Origin of the sequence: Mucilaginibacter sp. SG538B, assembly GCF_013376065.1 — a bacterium.
Classification (GTDB): Bacteria; Bacteroidota; Bacteroidia; order Sphingobacteriales; family Sphingobacteriaceae; genus Mucilaginibacter; species Mucilaginibacter rubeus.
In genome coordinates this window covers 1,931,671-1,949,212 of the sequence record NZ_JABMJI010000001.1, presented here as the reverse complement: position 1 = coordinate 1,949,212, position 17,542 = coordinate 1,931,671, and the positions used below count along the sequence as shown (strand labels likewise).

Below are 17,542 nucleotides of genomic sequence, written 5' to 3'. Positions count from 1 at the left end.
AGTGGATAAAGATCCTCGCCAATTATTGGTAATTAGCTATCTTTCAATTCCGGAAGCCAGTTTCGGATCACGAAGTTTAAACCAATTTAACCAAATACAATCATGAAAAAAAACAGTACCCTCATGCTGCTTTTACTCATTTGCTTTTTACCCGTAACGGCGTTTTGCCAAAGCAGCAACGAACCAGTTGTCGCCGGGAACGATGTGGCTGTAACATCAACCGAAAGCGGAAAAGTAAAAGGCTATCTTCACAATGGCATTTTTACATTTAAAGGTATCCCCTACGCCAAAGCCGACCGGTTTATGGCGCCCGAAAAACCTGCGCCATGGACAGATGTACGCAGTTCAAAAACTTACGGTCCGGTTTGTCCTACCGATCCAACTACAACTGTTAACGACGAATTTGAATTTGCCTTTCAGCATGATCTGGGTTATTCAAATGAACACTGCCAGTCGCTCAATGTATGGACACAGAAACTGAACGATGGCAAAAAACGCCCGGTAATGGTTTGGCTGCATGGTGGCGGCTTTACTGCCGGTTCATCAATTGAGCTTCCATCGTATGATGGTGAAAACCTGGCTAAAAAGGGAGATGTGGTACTGGTGTCGGTAAATCACCGGTTAAACATTTTGGGCTTTCTTGATCTTTCAGCCTATGGTGATAAATATAAGGGCTCTGCAAACGCGGGCCTGCTCGATTTGAAATTGGCCCTGGAATGGGTAAAACAAAATATAACCCAGTTTGGCGGCGATCCTGATAATGTGACCATCTTTGGGCAGTCGGGCGGCGGCGGCAAGGTTACCTGTTTAATGAACGCGCCATCAGTAAAAGGTTTATTTAAAAATGCCATTGTTGAAAGCGGCAGCTATATCACCAATTTTAATGAAAAACCGGTTACCCAAAAAATTGCCGCTGCATTATTGGAAGAACTTCACCTGCAGCCTTCACAGGTTGATTCTCTTCAAAAACTGCCTTATGATGTACTGAACGAAGCGGGTAAAAAAGCAATGCGCAAGGTTTCAGCCGATTTAAAGAAAGAAGGCAGAACCATGAACGGCTGGGGTCCTGCTTTAGACGGCGATTTTCTGCCTTATCAGCCCTCTGATGCTGCCGCCAAGGCATTGTCTAAAAATGTTCCGCTGCTGGTAGGCACTACCAAAAACGAGTTTGCTCCATTTGTTCCCGGCCCCAAAAGCCAAACAATGGATGAGTTAAAGACTGCCCTGCAAAAGAAATACGGCGATAAAACCGACGCTTATATCGCTGCTGCTCAAAAAGCGTATCCAACAATCTCAAAACCATCAGAATATACCGACATTGAATTTAACTTCCGCTCATTAGCCATTAAACAGGCCAATGAAAAGGCTGTTAGTGGCGCGGCCCCGGTGTATATGTACCTGTTTACCTGGCAATCGCCCGTAAATGGAGGTATGTATAAAGCCATGCACTGTATGGATATTGCTTTTCAGTTTAATAACATAGCCCGTTGCCAGGAAATGACCGGCGGCGGTAAGGAAGCATATGCCCTTGCCGATAAAATAAGCAGCGCATGGATAAATTTTGCCAAAACCGGCAACCCGAATACGCCATCATTACCTAACTGGCCGGCATATACTGCCGAAAATGGTGCAACAATGATATTGGACAACCAATGCGTAGTTAAAAACCACCCTGATGATGAATTATTAAAAATAGTAGCAGCTGCCCCTAAACCCTAAGTATATGAAAAGAATAGTTCTAACATTTACGCTGTTGTTTTGCTGCGTATGGGTATTTGCTGCCAAAGTTGACACGGTACAAATCCCCAGCGCAGCTATGAACAAAACTTACAAAGCGGCGATTGTCTTTCCGAAGGCATATGCAAAAAGTAAAGCCAGTTTCCCGGTACTCTATCTTCTGCATGGCGGCTACGGCCATTTTGACGACTGGCTGTCGAAAACACCGGATAAATCACTGGTGAAAGATCTCTCCGATCAGTATAATATCATTATTGTAATGCCGGAAGGTGAAATCTTCAGCTACTATGTTGATAGCCCGATTGATCCTAACAGCAAGTTTGAAACTTATATTATTAAAGAGGTGATCCCTTTTATCGATAGCAAATACCGCACTATCAATGATAAAAAAGGCAGGCTTATCACAGGTTTATCCATGGGGGGCTTTGGTTCGTTGTATCTCTCGACCAAACATCCTGACCTTTTCGCAGCAGCAGGGAGCATGAGCGGAGCCCTTGACCCCAACATGACAACCTGGAAACTTCCGCCCGACAGGTTTGAGATGCTTAGCAAAATGCTTGATAAGATTTGGGGGCCTATGACGCCCGATACTTATCTGCAATATTCTGTTGTGAACATGGCAGATCAGATCCGTAAAAACGGGCTGCCATTGGTTATTAATATAGGAGTTGATGACTTTTTGCTTGAGCCCAACCGTGAATTACACCGCAGATTGGTTTATAACCATACTCCACATGATTATTCCGAACAACCAGGAGGCCATACCTGGGAGTTTTGGCAAAACGCCTTGCCGGGGCATTTGTTGTTTTTCAGCAAAGTTCTGAAAGCAAATGGTGTTTACGTTTTATAAAAGACCAAATTGAATATATAAAGGGAAGATCGATCACAGTATCTTCCCTTTATATTTACGCTATTTTCAGCATGGAAAGATAAGCGCCGGTAGATGGGCATGTTCTTCATTCTCCATATTCTCCCAATCCCATAACCCATTTAATTGTGAGCTGCGGTTGCTCAATACAAAAAAATCAACCCGCATTATATTGGCCAGTACATCAACGGTTTTCATGATATCCCGCTCCTTGATATTCACCAGGTTCAGCCTTGAACCGGAGAACAATTGCCTGAACACAGCATCAGCATAATCATTATGCATATGGGGTAATCCCGATTCAGTTATATTAAAAAGTGATGCCTTTACATCCATTGCTTCACTCATTTTACTTAAAAGGCTTACGATATCCTTTTTGGCATAACGAAGATCGGCAAGGTATCCCATATTCGTAATATTGAATGAGGCACCTTCCGGAACGGCCAGTAAGGGGCAGCATGAATGATTTAAAACAGGCACAAGCTGTTCATTAATTTCTTTTGCAGTTCCGTCAACCCCTTTGATAATTAAACCTATATCATATTTAGCTATAATTGCGTGGAGCGACATCCCCAAAGTATCCAGATAGTTAAGGAAAACTATCTTTTCGATGCCTTTATTTTGATCTTTAAAACTGAATTCCTCATTATCAAATATATCCTGCTTGGTAGTATCAGATAACTGAACACTCATCGGCTCCGGTACCGTGTTCATAACAATTACTTTGGTTTTTAATTTATCACCTAAATTACCGGCGTAAGTAAGTGCATAATTGCTTTCTTTTTTGAGATTGTGAACTACCAGGATTGCTTTCATAGCTAATTTATAATAATGAGATGTATGATTTGAACAAGTGATAACAAGAGCTGTTTCTTAATTTGTAATTAAAAAAGTCATAAAAAAGTCAGTTTGATACGCTCAAGAGTTACCGGCAGCATATAACCTTTAACCTTAACTAAAAAGCGGATATTATTCACCACCCGCTGCAATAAACGGTTATGTTGAGTAATCTTTAAAATGACTTTGTTTTAATTTACACTGATATTAAATAACGTTGCTTATAAATGTCACGGATAAATAAATACAGATCAATTTACAACAAAATTGAGCGCACATACTCAACACTTGATCGCTGTTAACGATTCCCTCGTATCACAACCGTTACCCGCTCCTGCTACAAGAAATTACACGGGATGATGGTATTGGCGAATCGATTAAAATCCTGCCTATTCAACCAATCCCTGGTTTGGTTGCTAAATATGAAAGCAAAAAAGCCACTCAATTGAGCAGCTTTTTACTTATTTAAGGTTTAACAACCTTTGTTAATACAAGGTAAATTCAACCCTGCGGTTAGCCTGACGGCCTGCAGCTGTTTTGTTTGTAGCTATTGGCTGTGTTTGACCATAGCCGGTTGCTTCAATACGCGATGGATTTGCACCTTTGCTTGCGAGGTATGATTTAACCGATTCAGCACGATCTTTTGATAAACGCATGTTTAAATCAGCCGAACCTGTATTGTCAGTATGGCCAGCAAGTTTCAGGCTAAAGTTTTTATCAACTAATAACTGTGCTACCCTATCCAAACTTGGATATGAATGCGCACGAATGGTAGCTTTACCCAAATCAAACTCAAGGTTTTTGATAGCGTCTTTAACCACTTTTTTATCTTCTTCAGTAACATAAACTACCGGTTTAGCCAAAGGACAACCTGAGCCATCAACTTTTTGGCCGGCTGGTGTGTTAGGGCATTTATCGTTTACGTCCACAACACCGTCACCGTCGCTGTCGGTAGTTAATTTGGCAAGATTGGCATTGGTTGTTGCAAGGTCGCTGGCCAGCTGCGCATTTTTTGCTTTTTCAGCATCAATCTGTTGCTGTAGTTCGGCGCGGGTACGCTGGTTTTCCCATTGGTACTCTGTACGCATTGACGATACGGGATTATGAGTTGCCATCTGGTGTTTTTTCTTATTACCAAGGGCAAACTCTAAACCAATATGCGCGTATGAAAACCTGTCATCACCCGCCCCATACTTATATCCGTCAAGGTTATCGGCCTGTACAAAGTTAACCTGGTAACCTAAATCAAGGTTTATACCTGGTACAAGGTCAAATTTCAAACCTAAGCCAACCGGGATAAACAATTCGTTGATATGGCCGTTATCGGTTTTCTTAAAGTTTTCCTGTTGCCCGCCAACCGGGGTAATCCTTGGTGTGTAGTTCAAATTACCAACACCTGCGGTTAAATAAGGCTGAATAAACGGCTTTTCATGGCGCCAATTGATGTTAGCCAGCGTAATATTAGCACTTAAAGCTGCCGACCAGTTTAATTTAGTAGAGTATGAATCATAGGGAGAAGTACCTGCTGCGTTAGGTTGACTGTTTGATGAAGTTAATTTACCGCGAAGGAAGTCGGCCTGTAAGCCCAAGGATGGCAATATTTGTTTTTTAATGTATCCGCCGTAACCAAACTGTTCGGTTGGGCTGGTAAAATCCTGCCTGTTATTGCGTCCAAATATGGTAAAAGGGGTTAACAAACCACCATGTACACCTATTGACCATGTGCGCAGTTCACCACCACCCGAAAAGGGCCTCACGTAATCTTTTGCTGTAGCTGAGGTATCTGTCGACTGAGCGAATAATTTACTGCCAATCATAACTCCTGTAAGAAGCAATGAGGCTTTTTTTAAATTTGTTTTCATATCTATATATTTAATTATACGTTTAACATTCAAGTAAAACGTACACCGGGTAATCCAACATTGATGCCATCGGCATTTTGCAACCCCAATACCCAATATTAGACAAGTCAAAAACAAATCGAAAAAAAAAACAGAAATTTGATATAAACCGCTGACTAACTAAGTAAATCGCCCGATTTTTTATGATATGGTTAAGCTCCTTTTTGAGTAGTAATGAACGGCCTGCTTTTAACTTTTTGTACCGAATGGTTAATGAGTAAAAAAGAATACAGTTTTGTACAAATAAGGAGTAAATAAGCAAAATAGTTGTTACGCCATTACGGCAACCATATTAAACAGATTTTCGCCAAGGTTAATATTGCCGCTGATATTAGATGCCTCCAATGCTGTTTGCGGATCGATGCCTTTGGTGAACGCCTTCCAGGCAATATCAGGCGATAAAGTTACTATAGTATCCGGCACAGACCCGGCATTTTTGATGAGTGTCCAGCCCTCAGCCATTTTAAGCAGGTACCAGTTACCTCCGGCTTCGCCAGTTACAGTAATTTGAATTAGCGTACCGGCATTTGCGTTGACCGTACGATATGCATGCGGCAATCCGCACATAAAGGTGTCGATACAGGGATAAAACAATTCAACAGTAAGGATACCTTGTTTGCCAACGGCTTCGCGGATCTGTTGTTGGTGATGAAACTTTTCGGTGTATTCGCGGGCTATGTGAAACCAGTTAACAGATTCATCTTCACCTGCCCAGGCTACTGAAAATGGTGCAGGCGCAAACAAATCAGCAGCAGTCATTATTTCGCTGTATTGTTTGCCTGTAGTTTCTAAAAGATCGGTAAGCAACTGTGGGCTTACACGCTTCATAGCGTTTACCCAGGTAGCGTTTAATCCGTTCAAAAAAACAACTAAATCACTATAGTTATTAATGGGATTTGAAGGAGGGTCGCCGGCAAACTGGTGAGCGGAAGAAATGACGCGCATGTTACCATCAAGTAAATGAGCGGCAATATCCTTTACAGTCCAAAGCTTTGCTAATGTAGGCCTGTTCCAGTCGTCGGTCGATAAGGATCTAAGCAGTTCTATTAGCTTTTGGTCCAACAGGGGGAACAGGTGAACTGTTTTAATAGGTACTTCCTGTTCCGCCATCTGGTATTTTCAACGAGTAATAACTATGTTATTGAGCAGGGTGAACAATTACTTTCCAGTTAATTTCAGCACCGGCTTTTGCAAGTGTTGCAGCAACTGAGCAGTATTTATTAATAGAAAGCTCGGCAGCCCGTACAGCTTTATCCTCATCAACATTGCCATAAATATGAAATTCAATATCCACATCCTCCCATAATGAAGGTTCTTTACCGGCTTCCCGCTCGCCATTAACCACCATTTTATAGTCGGTAATTTCCTGGCGCTGTTTTTTCAGGATACTGATCACATCAATTGCCGAGCAACCAGCCAGGCCCATTAAAAGCATTTGCATTGGGCGGATGCCAAAATCCTGGCCGCCACTTTCCGGACTGCTGTCCATTTTTACGGTGTGACCGTTAGCGTCAACAGCTTCAAAGCCAAAATCGCCATGTACACGTTTTAATTCAATCTGAGCCATATTATCGGGTATTATTGCGCTAAGTTATACAATTAAGTGCTTATGCTAAAACGCAGTGCCGTTTGTTTAACTGGTTTTAACCAAAAATGACCTATACCACATATTTCCTGTTTTTAACGGGGATCACCAGCTTTAAACCCGACCACACTTCATCAACCGCGCAAACCTTGATATCAACCAACCCCATTTGCAAAGCAAAGTTCCTGATCAAATCTTCTGTAATATCAGTAACTACTTTTGAAGCCTTTTTGGGCCAGGATACCCAAATCATGCCGTTCTGTTTAATTTGCTTTATCAGTTCAGGCAGCTTAACCCGATATTCATCCGCACTTTTGCTAAAGAAATGGATCACATCAATTTCAAATGAAATATCATCTGTAAAATAAACATCAGGAGGCATGTCGCTAAACAGATCAAGGTAATGGTCAGGGGCATTAACAAGCAACAGCTTCCCGCCTGCTTTTATGCCCAGTTTCTTTGCCAGTGGTGTACCCGAATAGCCAGCCATTACAATATATCTTTTAGATGATGCAGCATATGATCAACATAGTCGGCGGCAAGCCATTCTACAGTTTGCAGGTTTGGTTCGTGTTTGCTGTTGTCACAGCGGGCACTCCATCTGTCGGCAGGGTAATTCTCTAACACCCGTACAATCTGCAGGTTCAGCAAGGCCCAAAGTTCAATCAATTCGTTAATGTCAGCATCCTGGTAACGTGCGGCAGCAACCCATTCTACCTGTTGGTAGGTAAGTCTGAAGTTTTCTTCATAGGTGCAACGCACAAAACGCTGCAGGTTAATTTGAGCACTGTCAATCAAATGGCCAATCACTTCTTTTTTTGACCATTTAGCGGGCGATGCCTTATAGGCCCAGTCAATGTCATAGCTTTTAAGTTGCCTTACATTATCTATAATTCCGTTGAGTTTATGGATAGTGTCGTTCATTTATTGGTTTATCGGTAGTATAAAAGTATCAGTATTTCATATTAAACAGCAAAAGCACTAACTTCAAAGCCTTAAACATTACTATGGCGCTTAACTATATCTGGATAGCTTTTTTTGTAATTGCATTTGTAGTTTCACTCATAAAATTAGTTTTTTTTGGCGATACAGAAGCTTTCAAATTATTGGTTGAAGGATTATTTAATTCGTCAAAATCGTCGGTAATGGATATCGCTTTGCCGCTGATTGGCTCTATGGCATTCTGGCTAGGCATTCTGAACATTGGCGAAAAAGCTGGAGCTATTAATTTTTTATCACGGATAGTAAGACCTTTCTTTAGCCGATTGTTTCCCGATGTACCTAAAGATCACCCCGCTACGGGCCAGATGATGATGAACTTTTCGGCCAATTTAATGGGCCTCGATAACGCAGCTACACCGCTTGGCTTAAAAGCGATGGGCAGCCTGCAGGAGCTGAATCCAGATAAAGAAACAGCTTCAAATGCCCAGATCATGTTCCTGGTGCTGCATACATCCGGCTTGCAGTTATTACCCGTTACCATCATCGCACAAAGGGCCATCCTTAATTCAAAAGATCCGGCCGAAGTATTTTTACCTTGTATCATTGCTACCTATGTAGCCACGGTAGTTGGCTTAATAGCAGTGGCCATTAAGCAAAAAATCAATCTTTTTGACAGGGTTATTATTGGCTGGCTTGGCGGCGTTACCGCTTTCATTACATTGGTGGTATGGTACTTTACCACGCAGCTAACCAAAGAGCAGATCAGTACGGTATCATCAGTTATAAGCAATGTGATGTTGTTTACCATACCGGTAATATTTATCGTGGGCGGCCTTATAAAAAAGGTAAACGTATTTGAAGTTTTTGTAGAGGGCGCTAAAGGCGGCTTTGAAACCTCAGTAAAGATAATTCCCTATCTGGTAGCTATGCTGGTTGGGATCAGCGTGTTCAGGAATTGCGGCGCGTTGGATTATATGAATGAAGGCTTACGCTGGGTTTGTGTTCAGTTTAATTTAGATACACGCTTTGTAGATGCTATGCCCGTGGCTTACTTAAAACCACTTAGCGGTTCGGGCTCAAAAGGTATGATGATAACGGTAATGCAAAATTTTGGTGTCGATAAATTTGCGGGGCGGCTTGCCGGGATCTTTAACGGTTCGGCCGATACTACTTTTTACATCGTTGCTTTATACTTTGGTTCGGTGGGTATTAAAAAATCGCGTTATGCTATTCCGGCAGGACTTATTGCCGATTTGGCCGGCGTTATTGCGGCTATTTTTATTGCTTATTTGTTCTTCGGCCATCAGCCATAATTACCGCTTAACAAAGGGGTGTTTATTCATCAAATTAATTGCTAATTTTATCGCACCCTTTATAAACTAATGACTCAAACTTATCTTAAAGAAAAGCAGCTAAAAAAAAAGCGCGCTATGAAAGGCGTCTACGCTATTATCATCGCTGGTGTAGTATTTATTTTTATTATGGTAAAGTTTGCCATATCCGGTGATGTTACGGAGGTGCTTTCATTTAGCAAAATGCCTAATGCCGATGATGCTTATAAAATTGCGAAGGAATTTGTAATCCCAACCATACGTTCGGGAAATATCTCTTTTCCTGACGACAGATATCAATTTGGCAAAAAGGCCGACTCTGTTTTTATTATCAAATCGTATGTTCTTTCAACAGATAGCCAGGGTGAAACAAACCGTACCAATTTTGAAGTGATACTGAAATATAATGGCGGCCCCAAATTTCTGAAAAAGAACTGGAACCTGGTTGATATTAATGAAACACCCGAATAAAGAAAATTAAGTCGATAATATTGAGTCGGAAGTCGCCAATCTGTTTTTTTGCTTTTCTATACTTAGAACTCATGCCTTAGGACTAAGGACTAAGCTTAATTTATTAATAACAATACTCTATTTAAACGCCTTATGGAAGAAACCGGAATTGAGTTGATAGAAACAGCTACTGCACTTATAGGACTCACTCAATATCAAACAGTAGTTAACAGCGGTGGGCATGGCCTTATAACCGATGAACCCCTTGAGGCCGAAGGCAGCAATACAGGCATGAACCCATTTAGTTTGTTACTGGCGAGCCTCGCAAGCTGCACTGCAATCACCCTACGCATGTACATTAACCGTAAAATGTGGCCTATAGAGGAAATTAAAGCCGATGTTGAAATGTTTAAGACTTTAAGTGGTACACGCATTGAAACTAAAATTAGCTTTAAAGGTGAAGTAAATGACGAACAAAGAGACCGGTTATTGAAAATAGCAAATGCATGCCCGGTACATAAAATATTGACCGGCAATATTGCTATCCGTACAAATATCAACCCATAAAAAAGCCCGCACGGCAAAAAGCTATGCGGGCTAAATCACTCTAAAACAATCACCTCTTAAAAAAGAAGTATTTTATAATAACTAAACAGGGAGGTAATACCTGGCTATTAAATTATTTGTAAGTACAAATGTACCCATAAATAATAGCCATAATATTTAACAGCCAATTCATTTGACGGCTAACTGACAGTATGGAGTATTTATACCTTAAGATGACTTTAGTACATCAATCCTTTGATAAAAATATCAAGCAGGAGTAGTTTTTTATGATGAATTTCTTCCAGGTGTTCCTTGCGCGGAAAGTTAGTTTTCTTTTGAGATATCGCCCCCACCCTGATGCCGTGCAAAGCGTCCATCAATACATCAACAACTTCGTCAGGATTTTCTACAGGCTTAATGGCTCCTTTTTCAACTTCCGATTTAATAGCATTGCTTAACAAGTTTAGCTCGGCACTGTGAACTTCGCTAACTATTTGCCAAATGGTTTCGGGGAGGTTTTGTTCGTTAAGCCTGAAAAAATCAAAAAAGTTATAATTGTTTACTATAAACTCGTGATGGGTATTTACCTGGAAGGTGAAAGCTTCTTTTAAATTGGTAAATGTATTTAGCCTGTTTTCAAGTGTTTTAAGATAGTCAGTAGCAAGCTTACGCATTACAGCAATGTACAACTGGCTTTTATCCGGGAAATAATAATAAAGCAGGGCCTTTGACATAGAGAGGTCGCCGGCTATTTCGTTCATGGTAGTTTTTGAATAACCGTAATGTAAAAAGCGCTGGTGCGAGGCTTCTAAAATTTTCTCTCTTTTAATATCCTGCTGGTCATTCACTGCTGCCATGTGCTCGTTAAGTTTTATTTAAACAGGTAAACAAACAAGTCAATACAATCGATTTCCTGACTTTTTTAACAAAACTATCAAAAATTCATTAAATAAATGTAGCAACACCCGCTCACAGGTCGTTTGCTAAAACAATTTTACATTCCAACTATTTTATACGGGAAAGAAGCATGTGATTATGGATATAGAAACCAGACTGCCGCCCGATTTGCTTGAGTTTTCACAACAGATCCCCTCTGTTGTCTGGAATCTGATCATTATCGTTTCGGCGATACTCATAGGCCTTTTTACCAAATTTATCATAACCAGGTTATTTAAAGTGTATGCCCGGCGAAAGGATACTGATTATTCTATCCTGCGATCAATAATTGTAAACCTGGGACCGGCGGTGGCTTATTTTATACCCTTATTCATACTCAACCTGTTTTCGCCGTTAATGAGGATGAACAAACTCTATTATCAGCCCTTCGATAAAACTATCGAGATTTTGCTTACCATATCATTTGCAGGCTTGCTTGTACGTTCTGTACGGATCCTGGAAGATTATATTTATCACGCTTATGATCTTAATAAAGTAGATAACCTTAAAGAACGTAAGGTGCGGACACAGATCCAGTTTATCCGTAAGATCATTGTAGTAACCATCATCTTTTTAACTATAGCCATTATCCTGCTTAGTTTTGAAAGTATGCGCAAGATAGGTACGGGTTTGCTTACCGGCGTTGGCATTGGTGGTATCATAGTTGGTTTTGCCGCGCAAACCTCGTTGGGTAATTTACTCGCAGGCTTCCAAATAGCTTTTACTCAGCCAATCCGTATTGATGATGTTTTGGTTGTGGAGGGCGAATGGGGACGCGTGGAAGAGATCACGCTCACTTACGTGGTTTTAAAGATCTGGGACGAGCGGAGGTTGATACTGCCCATTAATTATTTTATTCAAAAGCCCTTCCAAAATTGGACACGTACGTCGGCAGATATCCTGGGTACCGTGTTTTTGTACATGGACCACACAGTCCCGGTTGATGCTATACGCGAAGAATTTGAACGCCTGATAGTTAAATCAAACTTATGGGATAAACGGGTTAAAGTAGTACAGGTAACTGATGTTAAAGAACACACTATCGAGATCAGGGTACTAATGAGTTCCCGTACCTCATCAGATGCTTTTGACCTGCGTTGCTATATCCGCGAAAACCTGGTAACCTTTATTCAAAAGAATTATCCCGGCAGCCTGCCCCGCTCGCGTAACGAGATCAGTAACCTGGGAGAGCTTGAAAAATATGTTCAGCCTGCAACCGGGGCATAAATCAGCTTGCTTAAGCCAAAACCCGATCCTATTACCAAAGCATCTTCAATCGCGCCAATTAATGGGTCGGCAATATGATTTGCCTTAACTGTGTTTTTTCGCAGGAAGTAGCTTCCGTAGGTGGCTGCTATTGCCACTGCCCCTCCTATCAGTGCTCCGGTTAATGCTTTACCGCCAACAGCTTTATAAATACTTGCACCGGCCAAAGCACCTGATAGCCCCCTTGCCGCTAACCCGGTGGGTTCTATACGGTTTGGAGTTGAAGGTAATTTATCCGCAATAACTTCAGTAACAGATAAGATCTTTAAAACAGCAGCCACGGTTGTTGATTGCATGAACCTTAGCGGTGATTTTTCAAGTTGCTTTGATGGATGATGACTTAATACATGCGTAGTTACAACAGGGGCAGATAAGGTACGCATACCGGCTAATGTACCAAGGCCTATTACCGGCCAAAGCGGTTTTGATATTTCAAGTTTCATGGCTGTGATAAACGTTTGCATAAAGAACCATAAATATATTATTATGTTTTATTTAAAAACTGTCATAAAACAAAACAGCCGCAATCTTTCGACAGCGGCTGTTTGTGTTACTAATGGCTCTTTATTTTAAACTGCTTCTGTTTCCAATACCTCCACATGTTTAGTTTCAACCGATTTTTTACCGAACAGCCTTGCTTTAAGATTATAGCGGATGAGGTATAAACACGGTACAAGGATCAATGTAATAATAGTGGCAAAACCTAAACCAAAGATCATTGTCCAGGCCAGCGGGCCCCAGAATGCAACGTTATCACCACCAAAATGGATATGCGGTGCAAAATGGGTAAACAAGCCCACGAAATCAATATTAAAACCAACGGCCAAAGGTATCAAACCCAAAATAGCTGCAGTTGCAGTTAACAATACAGGCGTCATACGGGTATGGCCGGCTTCAACCACCGCATCGTGGATGCTTACCCCCTGCTCCAACAGCATATCGGTAAACTCAACCAATAAGATCCCGTTACGAACAACCACACCTGCCAGCGCGATGATACCAATACCTGTCATTACGATAGACATGGTCATGCCAAATACGCTAACCCCCAGCAACACACCAATAATACTAAAGAGGATCTCGCTGATAATAATAAGCGTTTTGCCAATAGAGTTAAACTGGATCATTAAAATAACAAGAATAAGTCCAAATGACACACCAAGGGCAGAAAGCAGGAATGTCATGGCTTCCATTTGGTCTTCCTGGCCACCACCCTGGCGTATGATAACGTTATCCGGCTTTTTGAAGTTATTAATAGCTTTTAAAATATTGGCGTTAACATCATTAGGGTTGTTAGGCTTAATAACATTTGAGCCAAGTGTTAAAACCCTGCGTTGCTGTTTACGCCTGATATTGCTGTACGTAGTTGTATAACGTACATCAGTGAAAGCTGATATTGGCACCTGGCGTATTGTTCCATTCATTGCCATATCGCGATAGGTTATTTTTAAGTTTTTGATCTCATCAATACTGCCTCGCTGATCTTCGAGCGCTCTTACTTTTATTTGATAATCATCCTCTTTAGTATTTCTAAAATCAGCTGCTTTTTTTCCAAAAATAGCGGTTGCCAAATTATCAGTAATCTGCCCGGACGATATTCCTTCCCTGTTGGCACGCTCACGGTCAACATCAAATACTATTTCAGGCTTATCACTTTGCACGTCGGCAATAAGATTTTCGATACCAGCAATATTCTGTTTTGCTAAATAATTTTTCAGTCGCGTGCCTGTCGCTACCAAAGTATCTAAATTATCACCAACAATTTCAATACTTATATCCTTTTGTACAGGCGGGCCACTATTTTCTTGGGTTACTGATATTTTAGCGCCAGGGACACCTTGTACAGCTTCACGTATACGTTTGAGTATTGCTTTAGTATCTTTTCCGTTTCGCTTACCAAACTCAACAAAAGCAACTGTTATTTTGCCTTTATTCTGGTAGTCACTTTGGTCTTCATCTGTGGGATCATTTACTCCCTTTGTAACATTTGAAATAACTGACGACACAATATCCTTATCGGGCTCAACAACTGTTGCAACCTTTTTTTCTATCTGCCTGGTTACTTCATTAGTATAAGCTTGATCAGTACCGATAGGCAAAGTAATATAGACGTATGCAAAGTTAGGGTCGCCGGAAGGAAAAAACTCCGGAGTCTTTCCTCGTACTGCCATCAGGAAAATAGCAAAACCAAATAAGCCAATGGTTCCTACCAAAACGGTTACAGGTCTGCGCACAGCGCGTTCAAGCCATTTGGCATACCAATTTTGAAATTTGGGCCAGGCGTTTTTCTGAAATCTGTCAATAATCCGCAGCAGGAGGAAATGATTGATCAGATATAATACCATGATCAGCACCATCAGGTTGCCAAAACCAATATTGATCAAGTAACCGATTACCGCAGCGATGGCCAAAAATATCATAGCCCTTTTTGTAGGCCTGTCAAACTTAGGGTTATCATGCTCACCATCATGATGAGGTTTCATAAAATCAACCGCAAATACAGGGTTAAAGATATAGGCTACCACCAACGATGCCAACAAAGTAATGATCAGTGTTATAGGCAAGAAAAACATGAAATGGCCAATCAAACTATTCCAGAATGCCAATGGTATAAATGGAGCCAAAGTGGTCATGGTCCCTGAAAACACTGGCAAGAAAACCTCGCCTGCAGCCATTTTTGCGGCCTCCTTAATCGGAACCTTTCCGTTAGCAAAAATACGGTGTGTATTTTCTATCACCACAATAGCATCATCTACCACAATACCCAGCGCCAGCAAAAACGAGAACAACACGATCATATTGAGCGTAAAGCCAATAGCAGGCATCACCAAAAAGGCTATAAAGCATGACAACGGAACCGAGAGCGCAACGAAAATAGCATTGGTTGTGCCCATGAAAAACATCAGGATAACGGTAACCAGCAAAAAACCAATAACAATCGTGTTGATTAAGTCGTTTAACGTTGTGCGGGTTTTGTCAGATTGATCCCCGGTTACTGTAATATCTAATCCTTTGGGAAATACTGTCTTCTGCTTAAGTTTGATCAGGTCGTTGATTTTGTCTGAGGCTTCTATCAAGTTTTCACCCGCCCTTTTACTTACATTAAGAGTAATTACATTTTTAAAATTAGGGTTGGCATTAGTTTTCAAACGAGCATAGCTTTCCTGCTCAAGAAATGAATCCTTCACTTCCGCAATATCCCTAAGATATATTGGCTGTCCTTTAGGGTTCCTGATTACCATTGCTTTTACTTCATCAGCATTTTTAAAATCCTGTTTGATATCAATGGTACGTCGTACTCCATCTGTTTTCACTGTGCCCGTAGAGGCTAATATATTTTCGTTTCCTACAGCTGTAGTAATATCATTAAAGGTAAGCTGCGCCGCAGCCATTTTATTGATATCGACATTTATTTGAATTTCTGGAGTCAATGCGCCCACCTCGTCTACTTTAGAGATTTCTTTAAATCCTTCTATTTCATCTTTTAACGCATCTGCATATTCTTTAAGCTTTTTGAGGTCGTAATTACCCGATATATTTATATAAAGGATAGGGATATCAGCCACATTAATATCTGAAATGGTCGATTCCTTAAGATTTGGATCCCCCTGCGGAAGATCCTGCTTCGCTTTATCAACAGCTTCCTTAACATCTGTTTTCGCATCTTTTATATCAATATCAGCATTGAACTCCGCAGTAATTACCGAAGCGTTTTGAATTGAATTAGATGTTACCTTTTTTAAACCTTTTAATGATTTCAGGCGTTTTTCGATTTGCCTGGTTACCAAATTTTCAATGTTCTGCGGTGATTGCCCCAGAAACTGTGTTGTGACAAACACCTTTGATTGCGCTATATCCGGAAAGTTTTCCTTAGGCAGGCGATTATAACTTATCAGGCCAAGTGCAGTGATCAGGAACATGAGCACATAAATGGCTGTTTTGTTATCAATGGCCCAGCTTGAAGGGCCAAATTCTTTTTTTACATCTTTCATAATGAACAGATCAATTGGTTAATAACTAATTGGCCGACTGAACAACTTTGATCTTATCGCCGTCTTCTATTTCAGTTGCACCTTCAACAACCAGCTGGTCGCCGGCTTTTAAGCCTGATAATATCTCTGTTTGGCCACCATAGGTAACACCCGATTTTACATTTACCTGCTTGGCAATACCATTCTGATTAACAAAAACATGGTCGCCATTCTCTGATTTCTGTATAGCTTTAACCGGTACCGCTATGGTATTTGTTTTTGAATAATCAGCAATTTTTAAAATTGCAGTCATATTAGGGCGAAGTGTGCTGCGTTGAGGTAATTTGACCTCCACACCGAAACTACGCGATGTTAGGTCGATGGCTTTGGCCGCAAAAGTAACTTTAGTAACCAACGAGTCCTTAGCATCCGGAATTAATATTTTGACATCGTTACCGGTATTTACGCTACTTGCATATGATTCAGGGACATCGGCCTTAACTTTTAAAACATCGGCATTCACAATACGGATCCCTGTTTGCCCCGGCGTAGCACCCTGCCCCAATTTCAGGTCCATTTGATCTACGGTACCAGAAATTGGCGATATGATGCGGTATAAACCCGATTGCCTTTTTAAGGAAGCCAAAGCTTTCTGATTGCTTTGCAATGCGGTTTGAGCTTGCAGATATTGTACTTCAGTGCCAATTTTCTGATCCCAAAGGTTTTTTTGACGATCAAACAACTGTTGGCTTAAGCTAACCTGTGCTTCGGCTTGTGCTATATTTTGTTGCATAACACTATTATCCAGTTGTGCTAACACCTGGCCTTTAGTTACATGCTGGCCTGGTTTTACGTAAATAGCAGTAATAACAGCCGATGCCTGCGGATAGGCAGTAACGTTATCCTGCGCATCTATTTTACCCTGGATCTGTACATAGTTAGTAAAACTGCCATTTTTCACTTCTGTAACACTTACATCAGTTGTTTTAGCCGAATCGGTAGTACCCATTTCAGCCTGCAGCTTCGCTATTTTTGAATTGATATCCGATTGTTGCTTTTGCAGATCGGCCAGTTCGGCCTTTTTATCTTTGGGCTTACTTGAGCATGCAGCCAGTAAAACCAGGAAAGGTATGTATATGAGTTTTTTCATTTTCATTGTTATATAGTGAGTT

16 protein-coding genes are annotated in these 17,542 nt (G+C 41.0%); 6 read left to right on the top strand and 10 right to left on the bottom strand.

Annotation, left to right across the window (positions count from 1 at the left end; genetic code table 11):
* The first annotated feature begins 102 nt into the window (after positions 1-102).
* Entirely contained in the window at positions 103-1,719 is a 1,617-nt protein-coding gene (locus FHW88_RS07920; protein WP_176624436.1) for a carboxylesterase/lipase family protein, read from the top strand.
* A 4-nt stretch (positions 1,720-1,723) separates the two neighbouring features.
* Positions 1,724-2,587, top strand: a complete 864-nt coding sequence (locus tag FHW88_RS07915; RefSeq protein ID WP_090525299.1) for an alpha/beta hydrolase — start codon at positions 1,724-1,726, stop codon at positions 2,585-2,587.
* A gap of 66 nt (positions 2,588-2,653) precedes the next feature.
* On the opposite strand, the gene FHW88_RS07910 is transcribed toward FHW88_RS07915, so the two are convergent.
* The 6 genes from FHW88_RS07910 to FHW88_RS07885 all read right to left on the bottom strand — a co-directional run bounded on the left by FHW88_RS07910 (position 2,654) and on the right by FHW88_RS07885 (position 7,852).
* A complete protein-coding gene (locus FHW88_RS07910; RefSeq protein ID WP_176624434.1) occupies positions 2,654-3,421 on the bottom strand; it encodes a hypothetical protein in 768 nt (255 codons plus the stop codon).
* A 506-nt stretch (positions 3,422-3,927) separates the two neighbouring features.
* Positions 3,928-5,304 (bottom strand): OmpA family protein, encoded by a 1,377-nt coding sequence (locus tag FHW88_RS07905; protein ID WP_176624432.1) that lies wholly within the window; start codon positions 5,302-5,304, stop codon positions 3,928-3,930.
* A 309-nt stretch (positions 5,305-5,613) separates the two neighbouring features.
* Positions 5,614-6,453 (bottom strand): maleylpyruvate isomerase N-terminal domain-containing protein, encoded by an 840-nt coding sequence (locus FHW88_RS07900; protein WP_176624430.1) that lies wholly within the window; start codon positions 6,451-6,453, stop codon positions 5,614-5,616.
* Positions 6,454-6,481: 28 nt separating this feature from the next.
* A complete protein-coding gene (locus FHW88_RS07895; RefSeq protein ID WP_090525291.1) occupies positions 6,482-6,910 on the bottom strand; it encodes an OsmC family protein in 429 nt (142 codons plus the stop codon).
* A 91-nt stretch (positions 6,911-7,001) separates the two neighbouring features.
* Complete coding sequence (locus FHW88_RS07890; protein WP_176624428.1) at positions 7,002-7,418, bottom strand: DUF3052 family protein; 417 nt, start codon at positions 7,416-7,418, stop codon at positions 7,002-7,004.
* A complete protein-coding gene (locus FHW88_RS07885) occupies positions 7,418-7,852 on the bottom strand; it encodes a DinB family protein (protein WP_176624426.1) in 435 nt (144 codons plus the stop codon). Before FHW88_RS07885 ends, FHW88_RS07890 begins: the two co-directional genes overlap by 1 nt.
* An 83-nt stretch (positions 7,853-7,935) precedes the next feature.
* Between FHW88_RS07885 and FHW88_RS07880 the strand changes: the two genes are divergently transcribed.
* From FHW88_RS07880 to FHW88_RS07870, 3 genes are all read left to right on the top strand, one after another.
* Entirely contained in the window at positions 7,936-9,183 is a 1,248-nt protein-coding gene (locus FHW88_RS07880; RefSeq protein ID WP_090525283.1) for a nucleoside recognition domain-containing protein, read from the top strand.
* A gap of 69 nt (positions 9,184-9,252) precedes the next feature.
* Entirely contained in the window at positions 9,253-9,672 is a 420-nt protein-coding gene (locus FHW88_RS07875; RefSeq protein ID WP_176624424.1) for a hypothetical protein, read from the top strand.
* Positions 9,673-9,804: 132 nt separating this feature from the next.
* Entirely contained in the window at positions 9,805-10,218 is a 414-nt protein-coding gene (locus FHW88_RS07870; RefSeq protein WP_176624422.1) for an OsmC family protein, read from the top strand.
* A gap of 218 nt (positions 10,219-10,436) precedes the next feature.
* On the opposite strand, the gene FHW88_RS07865 is transcribed toward FHW88_RS07870, so the two are convergent.
* On the bottom strand, positions 10,437-11,054 hold the full coding sequence (locus FHW88_RS07865; RefSeq protein ID WP_091163733.1) for a TetR/AcrR family transcriptional regulator: 618 nt from the start codon (positions 11,052-11,054) through the stop codon (positions 10,437-10,439).
* 178 nt (positions 11,055-11,232) lie between these two features.
* On the opposite strand from FHW88_RS07865, the gene FHW88_RS07860 reads away from it, so the two are divergent.
* The gene (locus FHW88_RS07860) at positions 11,233-12,360 is read left to right on the top strand and encodes a mechanosensitive ion channel family protein (RefSeq protein WP_176624420.1); all 1,128 of its coding nucleotides are present in this window, start codon (positions 11,233-11,235) and stop codon (positions 12,358-12,360) included.
* On the opposite strand, the gene FHW88_RS07855 is transcribed toward FHW88_RS07860, so the two are convergent.
* From FHW88_RS07855 to FHW88_RS07845, 3 genes are all read right to left on the bottom strand, one after another.
* Entirely contained in the window at positions 12,339-12,842 is a 504-nt protein-coding gene (locus tag FHW88_RS07855) for a DUF4126 family protein (RefSeq protein ID WP_090526206.1), read from the bottom strand. The two genes, FHW88_RS07860 and FHW88_RS07855, sit on opposite strands and share 22 nt — an antisense overlap.
* Positions 12,843-12,968: 126 nt before the next feature.
* Positions 12,969-16,391, bottom strand: coding sequence for an efflux RND transporter permease subunit (locus tag FHW88_RS07850; RefSeq protein WP_176624418.1), 3,423 nt, complete (start codon positions 16,389-16,391; stop codon positions 12,969-12,971).
* A gap of 25 nt (positions 16,392-16,416) precedes the next feature.
* Positions 16,417-17,520: an efflux RND transporter periplasmic adaptor subunit gene (locus FHW88_RS07845; protein WP_176624416.1), complete on the bottom strand. Its 1,104-nt coding sequence runs from the start codon at positions 17,518-17,520 to the stop codon at positions 16,417-16,419.
* Positions 17,521-17,542: the final 22 nt, after the last annotated feature.

What these genes read in the sequence shown, in the direction of transcription:
- FHW88_RS07920 (WP_176624436.1), top strand. Translation starts at nt 103, where the DNA reads ATGAAAAAAAACAGTACCCTCATGCTGCTTTTACTCATTTGCTTTTTA.
- FHW88_RS07915 (WP_090525299.1), top strand. Translation starts at nt 1,724, where the DNA reads ATGAAAAGAATAGTTCTAACATTTACGCTGTTGTTTTGCTGCGTATGG.
- FHW88_RS07910 (WP_176624434.1), bottom strand. Translation starts at nt 3,421, where the DNA reads ATGAAAGCAATCCTGGTAGTTCACAATCTCAAAAAAGAAAGCAATTAT.
- FHW88_RS07905 (WP_176624432.1), bottom strand. Translation starts at nt 5,304, where the DNA reads ATGAAAACAAATTTAAAAAAAGCCTCATTGCTTCTTACAGGAGTTATG.
- FHW88_RS07900 (WP_176624430.1), bottom strand. Translation starts at nt 6,453, where the DNA reads ATGGCGGAACAGGAAGTACCTATTAAAACAGTTCACCTGTTCCCCCTG.
- FHW88_RS07895 (WP_090525291.1), bottom strand. Translation starts at nt 6,910, where the DNA reads ATGGCTCAGATTGAATTAAAACGTGTACATGGCGATTTTGGCTTTGAA.
- FHW88_RS07890 (WP_176624428.1), bottom strand. Translation starts at nt 7,418, where the DNA reads ATGGCTGGCTATTCGGGTACACCACTGGCAAAGAAACTGGGCATAAAA.
- FHW88_RS07885 (WP_176624426.1), bottom strand. Translation starts at nt 7,852, where the DNA reads ATGAACGACACTATCCATAAACTCAACGGAATTATAGATAATGTAAGG.
- FHW88_RS07880 (WP_090525283.1), top strand. Translation starts at nt 7,936, where the DNA reads ATGGCGCTTAACTATATCTGGATAGCTTTTTTTGTAATTGCATTTGTA.
- FHW88_RS07875 (WP_176624424.1), top strand. Translation starts at nt 9,253, where the DNA reads ATGACTCAAACTTATCTTAAAGAAAAGCAGCTAAAAAAAAAGCGCGCT.
- FHW88_RS07870 (WP_176624422.1), top strand. Translation starts at nt 9,805, where the DNA reads ATGGAAGAAACCGGAATTGAGTTGATAGAAACAGCTACTGCACTTATA.
- FHW88_RS07865 (WP_091163733.1), bottom strand. Translation starts at nt 11,054, where the DNA reads ATGGCAGCAGTGAATGACCAGCAGGATATTAAAAGAGAGAAAATTTTA.
- FHW88_RS07860 (WP_176624420.1), top strand. Translation starts at nt 11,233, where the DNA reads ATGGATATAGAAACCAGACTGCCGCCCGATTTGCTTGAGTTTTCACAA.
- FHW88_RS07855 (WP_090526206.1), bottom strand. Translation starts at nt 12,842, where the DNA reads ATGAAACTTGAAATATCAAAACCGCTTTGGCCGGTAATAGGCCTTGGT.
- FHW88_RS07850 (WP_176624418.1), bottom strand. Translation starts at nt 16,391, where the DNA reads ATGAAAGATGTAAAAAAAGAATTTGGCCCTTCAAGCTGGGCCATTGAT.
- FHW88_RS07845 (WP_176624416.1), bottom strand. Translation starts at nt 17,520, where the DNA reads ATGAAAAAACTCATATACATACCTTTCCTGGTTTTACTGGCTGCATGC.